This window comes from Oceanospirillum beijerinckii DSM 7166, from assembly GCF_000422425.1.
Classification (GTDB): Bacteria; Pseudomonadota; Gammaproteobacteria; order Pseudomonadales; family Halomonadaceae; genus Oceanospirillum; species Oceanospirillum beijerinckii.
Genome location: NZ_AULT01000081.1, coordinates 1 through 6,617, shown reverse-complemented (window position 1 = coordinate 6,617; position 6,617 = coordinate 1). Strand labels below are relative to the sequence as shown.

Sequence of the window (6,617 nt, the reverse complement as noted above, 5' to 3'; positions counted from 1 at the left end):
GATAGGCTGCACTGCCTCTCCCGCGATATGCTCCCTGGATGGCTTGCAAATCCAGACTATCGACAACCTCTACAATAAAGCGAGCTAAATGATCTTCAGGCAGCCAGTCATCAATAGATGGAGGAAGTAGATAAGGCGTTTGACGATCGATGGTACGAAAGCGACTCATGATATATCCTGCTGGAACCTGAAAAGGGCTATTATCCTAGATCTGGGTGAAATGGGCTAATAGTCCGACAGCCTGCTAGGAGAGCAATAAACACAAGATAAATGAAACACACGAAATATTCTCACCCACGCCAGATCAGTGTTGCTCATCATCTGAGCAAAGCACTGAAAGGCGCTGTGCAGCGGGCCTGCTGACTGACTATCTGCACCTTAGGTACATCTGACTATCAGCATATAGATCTTATTATTATTTTACTCTCTACTGATCATAACGCCCCGGATTTTTATTTCTGTATCCCAAAGCCATTAATTCCACATAAATAATAGAGAGTAGACCGGCCATATTAAGCAATATGCGCCAAATCTTGTACAGTAATATTGTTCCAGGCTGTTGAGTTGATAGAGGCATCAATATTCTTCATACGCGCCACTTCACCCTGCATTGCTTTACAGGAAGCTTGCAACATATCCGCACGCTCTAAACGGGCACAAGCGATGAAGTGCTCCAGAGCATTCATAAAGAATTGCTCACGCGCCGCTTTTTGCTCTGCAGTAATCAGAGATTGCAGAGTTTCTTCCAGCTTTTTCGCTTCATGCAACAGATTCGCACGCAGAGACAGTGTCATTTGTTGCTGACCTGCTTGATCCAGATGAGTCGAAAACTGTTCCAATGCTTGATTGATCTGTTGTTGTTTCATTTGCCCTACCCTCTGTCATTGTTTTAATCGTCTGCTCCTTACGAGCAGTGATAGATTAAGAGTCAGTAATGACGGTTACGTGATAACAGCTTGGCAGTTCAATGACAGTCTTAATGCAGTTTTTTGTCAGTGGAGGCTGGAGGCTGGAGGCTGGAGGCTGGAGGCTGGAGGCTGGAGGCTGATTCAGTACAAGAGTCGCAAGAGGATCATAGAAGAGAAATATTCATTCCTCTTCTATGCAGAATATCTATAGCGCAATGAATATTAAGCGCTATAGCCCTGAATAGTTTTATCCAGCAGCGCTAATACTTTACCCATCCCATCATGCAGGGCTTTTTCGATATCAGCCATAGTAATAATTTCATCGGTCAGACCAGCCGCCATATTCACTACCAGAGCGATACAGACATAAGGCAAGTCTACTTCGCGGGCCAAAGCCGCTTCCGGCATACCAGTCATACCCACGATATCGCAACCGTCATTCGCCAGACGTTTGATCTCACCTGCAGTCTCTAAGCGCGGGCCTTGTGTTGCCGCATAGGTGCCTTGCTCCAGCGCTGCAAGATTCAGCTCACGAGCATGACTGATCACCTGCTGACGCAGGGGCTCATCGTAAGGCCAGCTAAAATCGATATGTACCACTTCATCCAGATCATCGGCAAAGAAGGTGTGCTCACGACCATAGGTGTAATCCACAATCTGATCCGGGATCATCAGACCCGCTGGCTCACAACCCGGATGGATACCACCTACCGCATTAACAGCGATAATAGCGGTCGCACCAGCATCTTTCAGCGCTTGAATATTCGCTCTGTAGTTCACCTTATGAGGTGGAATACGATGAGGATGACCGTGACGCGCCAGGAATAGTACGGACTGGCCAGCCAATACACCTTCTACAATCTCAGCCGAAGGTTCACCCCATTGAGTTGATACCTGCTTACGAGCCTTTACTTCAAGACCCTGCATTTGAGTTAATCCCGTACCACCGATAATTGCCAGCATCTTATATCCTCTTAGCCTAAAAGCGGTCACTCAGGCCACTACGCCATCTGACTCTAAAATCACAACTTGCAATAGTCATAACAACACAATCGCTTCAAAGCAGCCATAGAATCAACTGTCTCAAAGCGCTATAACCAAAAAAGGCCACAGCGAATACTGCAGCCTTTCCTTTATTAACCTTGGAGATTCCTACATACCTTTCGGTGCGTAGATACCTGGTACGTTACGCAGGAAGCCCTGATAATCCATACCAAAGCCAAACAGGTAACGGTCTTCAACCTCCAGACCGGTAAAGCTCGCCTTCATATCTGGCTGCGCCTTACGGTCATGCATCTTATCGATCAGCACTGCACTATAAACGGCTTCAGCGCCCTGCTCTTTACAATACTCAAGGATCGCAGCCAACGTATGACCTTCATCCAGAATATCGTCCACGATGATGACGTGACGGCCTTCCATGTTTACTTCCGGTGGTACGCGCCAATACAGCTCACCACCAGTTGTCTCTCCACGATAGCGAGTAGCATGGATATAGTCCACCTGTAGCGGAAAGGTCAGACGCGTCAGCAGATGTCCGGTAGTAATCAAGCCACCGTTCATCACACAGTATACTACCGGTAGTTTATCACCCAGCTCTTCTGTGATCTCGGCAGCCATCTTGTCCAGAGCAGTATCCAGTTGCTCTTTAGTACACAGGCAGTCTGCTTCAGCAAACACTTTATTAATTTGTTCCAGGTTACTTTCTACCGGCATTGTTCTGATTCCAATGTCTGTTAAATAAAAATAAATACCTCTGCCAGCTGGAAATCCAGTGCCAATGAGGAAAGTTATAAAAAGAGTATATGCGCAAACTTAACTATTTCATTGGCTCTCAGCAAGGTGCCGGAGAACAATGAGACCTTTGCAAAATAGCTTTTTGCAAAACTTAAGTTCAGGCTTAGATTGTGTTATTTCAACTGAGAAAGCAGATTAAGGCTAGTTAAGACCAATCCAACCCCGTACTCACACTATATTTGAGCCATCGCTTCCAGTTGATCTGCCACACGGTTATAGCGAGGATCGGCATCCAGTGATTCCAGGGTCGGCCTGGACATCACCTGCAAGGCAGCCAGTCTCTGCTCAGAACGAGGAGAGAAACTATAGCCCTCCAGGCCGGACAACACTTCCAGAGCGCCCTTTCGGTCGTTGCAGACCAGCACCATATCACAGCCCGCATCCAAAGCGGCGTGAGCACGCTCAATATAGCCACCAGCCGCAGCTGCACCGGCCATACCCAGATCATCACTAAAGATCACGCCCTTAAAACCCAACTGGCGACGTAAAATATCTTTCAGCCAATGAGCAGAGAAGCCCGCAGGCTTATTATCCACCTGGCTATAGACAACATGAGCAGGCATAACGCCATCCAGTTGTGGAGCTAAAGCAACAAAAGGCTTCAGGCAGCTTTCGTCGATCTCTTTAAAGCTACGCTCGTCTACCGGCAGATCCACATGGGAATCTGCAGCAACATAACCGTGCCCCGGGAAGTGCTTGCCCGTAGCCGGCATACCCGCTTCATGCATACCTTCAATCAGGGCATCCGCCAAGCGGGTTACAATCTCGGGACGCTTGGAGAAAGCACGGTCACCAATTACTTCACTGAAGCCGTAATCCAGATCCAGTACAGGGGCGAAAGTAAAATCCAAACCATAAGCCAATAGCTCAGAAGCCATCAGCCAACCGGTATCCCAAGCCAATTCAAGCGCTTGTTCCGGGTCTTGCAGAAACAGCTCACCCAGCTTGGCCATAGCCGGAATTCGAGTAAAACCTTCACGAAAACGCTGGACGCGACCACCTTCATGATCCACTGCAATCAGAACTTCCGGGCGAACTTCACGAATTGCCCGGGTCAAAGATTGCAGTTGATAAGGATCGCGATAATTGCGGGCAAACAGGATTAAGCCGCCCACCAAGGGGTTGGCCAGTAGCGCGCGTTCATCTTCGGTCAGCTCATATCCTTCCAGATCAAGCATTACGGGGCCGTGCGTCATAAGGTGCATCCTGTTTACTACAGTGAATCAAACGGGCAAATCTATCAAAGAATGAACAATAAAAAAACAAAAAATCACAACCTTTTTGGCCTAATCCAAAAAGCATAATGAAAAATATAAATGGGGAGACTTCTGAAAGGCCAGAAACAGGTTATTTCCAGAAGCTATCGGATATAAACAGGGGTATACGCTGGCACTGAAGAAAACAGCAGGACAATCTCCTGCATTCTCATACGAATACAACCGTGGGAAAGAGCCTCGCCCATCGGCTCAGCATCTGGCGTGCCATGAAAGTAGATATAACGACGCATGGTATCCACAGAACCCAAGCGATTTTTTCCGGGCTCAAGGCCACTGAGCCAAAGAATGCGCCCCAGAATCCAATCGCGCTTGGGATACTGATCCGCTAATGCTTGATTGTAACATTCACCGGTCCAGCGTCGACCGACAAACACCGCATTTTCAGGACAATTATGACCGATTTTAGCGCGGATTTTATGCCACCCCCTGGGTGTACAGCCACTGCCTTCCTCCTCGCCAGGACCATTCAGTGCGGTAGAAATATCAAAGCAGAGCACAGACTCTGCTTTTCTCATCACAAACAGTTGCTGCTGATCGATATCCACCTGCAGCCAAAAACCATTGGGTGCAAACTGCTGCCAGTTTTCAGGTATCTCTGTCATCATCTCAACAACCTTCACTTAGGTATCGGCACTGCTGTTTTTTCTACCAGGCCTTGCTACCGTTTTTGCTACCGACATTATCATTGCCGCTGGTACTGCTATTCATTACTACCACTAAGGTCAGGTAGTGGGGCAGACATTCCCGCAGTCACAAACGGAATCAGACGCTGTACCACATCACGCACACCAGCCTGCTCACCGAAGTCTTTATCAGCGATATCCTGCAGAGCCTCTAAACTGGACATGGAGAAAATCGCTGCGCCCAGCATAAAGTGCAGCCGCCAGAAGCGCTCAACATCCGGCAGGTCACTGGAAGCATTTTTCACCATATTCGCAAAACGGAAAAATACTGGCCCGTATTGCTCCTGCAAGTAGCGACGCATATGGCCTTGAGCCTGAGTATAGGCTAAACCCAGTAAACGCATAAAAGCAGACAAACCATTTTTGGTCGGGCTCGGCATGGTTAAAATCGCATTAGTAAATGTCGATAACACCACATCCAATGGAATATCACCACCGGCATACTCCGCCTCAAGACGATCCATCTCTTTATCCAGAATCTCGGAGAAAGGATCCAGGTAACGGGCAAATACGGCCTGAATCAACGACTTCTTGGAACCAAAGTGATAATTCACAGCGGCCAGATTAACCTTCGCCTTACTGGTAATGGTTCTCAGAGACGTCTCAGAGAAGCCTTTTTCAGCAAACAACGTTTCTGCGGTATCCAGAATTCGACTTACGGTATCTAACTGAGCCATGCTCACCTCACTATCAAACAGATGTTTGAAACATAAATACAATTCACCCTAAAGTCAAGAAACCGTTATAGGGCAATAACCTGAAGGTCGAACTCAGCAAGATAAAAGCGCTGTTTAAAGCAAGGAAATTACAGCTTCTTTTTTAAACGAACGTATGATTCAGAAAAATTCAGAGAAAACAAGACAAAAGCTGTTTTTTGTGTAAACTGTATACAAGTACACGCTGTATAAAATGACAGATGGATTCTTATGACTAAACTGACCAAACGCCAGCAGGAAGTGCTTGACTTTATCACTTCCCATATGGAGGCCACCGGCTACCCTCCAACCCGTGCTGAAATTGCCAAAGCCCTGGGCTTTCGCTCTCCTAATGCCGCAGAAGAACACCTAAGAGCACTGGCCCGCAAAGGGGCTATCGAGATGATCCCAGGCACCTCCCGCGGCATTCGACTGCCTGAACAAAATCAGCAAGGCCTGCCTGTCATTGGTCAGGTAGCCGCAGGCAGCCCTATCCTGGCACAGGAACATATCGACAGCTATTCCGGTGTTAGTGCTGACTTCTTTTACCCTAAGGCCCATTATATGCTGAAGGTAAAAGGTATGAGCATGAAGGATATCGGTATTATGGATGGAGACCTGCTTGCGGTACATCAAACGGCCCAGATCAAAGATGGCCAAATTGTTGTCGCGCGTCTTGGTGACGAGGTGACCGTAAAGCGCTTTAAGCAGGAAGGTAACACCGTTTATCTGATTGCTGAGAATGAAGATTTTGAACCAATTGTGGTGGATATCGAGTGTGAGCCGCTCGCGATTGAGGGTATCGGTGTCGGTATTATCCGCGGCGGCCATGGACAGGGCTTACAGTAAGTTAAAGCTCTGTCCACCTTGCTTGCCCCGACACTTTCCACTCTGTCAAACCCTAACTAAAATTTGACATCCTCCCCGCCCTAAAGGACGGGGATTCCTACAGCTAGACGGCCATGCCCGACCGCAAGAATGTTCCTGGCCGCGTTCACATCGCGGTCGTGAGTGACACCACACTCACTGCAGGTCCATTCTCTTATTCGCAAACCTGATCTACCTCTCGGACTACTGACGGAAATACAACCGCAGCACGAACAGGTTTGGGTGGTGTACGACTCATTCACTTCTTTGAAAACAATACCTGCGTGAGCGCATTTATAATCCAGCATCGTTTTCAGCATGGCCCAACCTGCATCCAGTACAGACTTGGCCATCTTGGTTTTGGCTAATGAGGAGGATTTCACGTTGCCT

8 protein-coding genes and 1 pseudogene are annotated in these 6,617 nt (G+C 47.9%); 1 reads left to right on the top strand and 8 read right to left on the bottom strand.

The annotated features are described in order from the left end of the window. The 7 genes and pseudogenes from H579_RS28970 to H579_RS0118170 form a co-directional block, all read right to left on the bottom strand. Nucleotides 1–169, bottom strand: a pseudogene (locus tag H579_RS28970) (IS5/IS1182 family transposase); the annotation flags it as partial. Nucleotides 170–512: 343 nt separating this feature from the next. After that, nucleotides 513–866 (bottom strand): hypothetical protein, encoded by a 354-nt coding sequence (locus H579_RS0118200; RefSeq protein WP_028301860.1) that lies wholly within the window; start codon nucleotides 864–866, stop codon nucleotides 513–515. Nucleotides 867–1,130: 264 nt separating this feature from the next. Further along, nucleotides 1,131–1,871: an S-methyl-5'-thioinosine phosphorylase gene (locus H579_RS0118190; RefSeq protein WP_028301859.1), complete on the bottom strand. Its 741-nt coding sequence runs from the start codon at nucleotides 1,869–1,871 to the stop codon at nucleotides 1,131–1,133. Nucleotides 1,872–2,060: 189 nt separating this feature from the next. After that, nucleotides 2,061–2,624, bottom strand: coding sequence for a hypoxanthine-guanine phosphoribosyltransferase (locus tag H579_RS0118185; RefSeq protein WP_028301858.1), 564 nt, complete (start codon nucleotides 2,622–2,624; stop codon nucleotides 2,061–2,063). Between the two features lie 254 nt (nucleotides 2,625–2,878). Beyond that, on the bottom strand, nucleotides 2,879–3,901 hold the full coding sequence (gene nagZ / locus H579_RS0118180; protein ID WP_028301857.1) for a beta-N-acetylhexosaminidase: 1,023 nt from the start codon (nucleotides 3,899–3,901) through the stop codon (nucleotides 2,879–2,881). Nucleotides 3,902–4,065: 164 nt separating this feature from the next. Next, nucleotides 4,066–4,587: a L,D-transpeptidase gene (locus H579_RS0118175; protein ID WP_281167068.1), complete on the bottom strand. Its 522-nt coding sequence runs from the start codon at nucleotides 4,585–4,587 to the stop codon at nucleotides 4,066–4,068. Nucleotides 4,588–4,682: 95 nt separating this feature from the next. Further along, nucleotides 4,683–5,342 (bottom strand): TetR/AcrR family transcriptional regulator, encoded by a 660-nt coding sequence (locus H579_RS0118170; protein WP_028301855.1) that lies wholly within the window; start codon nucleotides 5,340–5,342, stop codon nucleotides 4,683–4,685. A 249-nt stretch (nucleotides 5,343–5,591) separates the two neighbouring features. Here H579_RS0118170 and lexA point away from each other — a divergent pair, with 249 nt between their 5' ends. Continuing rightward, a complete protein-coding gene (lexA, locus tag H579_RS0118165) occupies nucleotides 5,592–6,209 on the top strand; it encodes a transcriptional repressor LexA (protein WP_028301854.1) in 618 nt (205 codons plus the stop codon). Nucleotides 6,210–6,289: 80 nt separating this feature from the next. Here lexA and H579_RS26420 read toward each other — a convergent pair. Further along, nucleotides 6,290–6,617, bottom strand: a 328-nt coding sequence (locus H579_RS26420; RefSeq protein WP_036566702.1) for an RNA-guided endonuclease InsQ/TnpB family protein, incomplete at its 5' end; no start/stop codon positions are given.

Bases quoted from the DNA above. Each gene is read 5' to 3' on its own strand.
- lexA (WP_028301854.1), top strand. From the start codon at position 5,592: ATGACTAAACTGACCAAACGCCAGCAGGAAGTGCTTGACTTTATCACT.
- H579_RS0118190 (WP_028301859.1), bottom strand. From the start codon at position 1,871: ATGCTGGCAATTATCGGTGGTACGGGATTAACTCAAATGCAGGGTCTT.
- H579_RS0118200 (WP_028301860.1), bottom strand. From the start codon at position 866: ATGAAACAACAACAGATCAATCAAGCATTGGAACAGTTTTCGACTCAT.
- H579_RS0118175 (WP_281167068.1), bottom strand. From the start codon at position 4,587: ATGATGACAGAGATACCTGAAAACTGGCAGCAGTTTGCACCCAATGGT.
- nagZ (WP_028301857.1), bottom strand. From the start codon at position 3,901: ATGACGCACGGCCCCGTAATGCTTGATCTGGAAGGATATGAGCTGACC.
- H579_RS0118170 (WP_028301855.1), bottom strand. From the start codon at position 5,342: ATGGCTCAGTTAGATACCGTAAGTCGAATTCTGGATACCGCAGAAACG.
- H579_RS0118185 (WP_028301858.1), bottom strand. From the start codon at position 2,624: ATGCCGGTAGAAAGTAACCTGGAACAAATTAATAAAGTGTTTGCTGAA.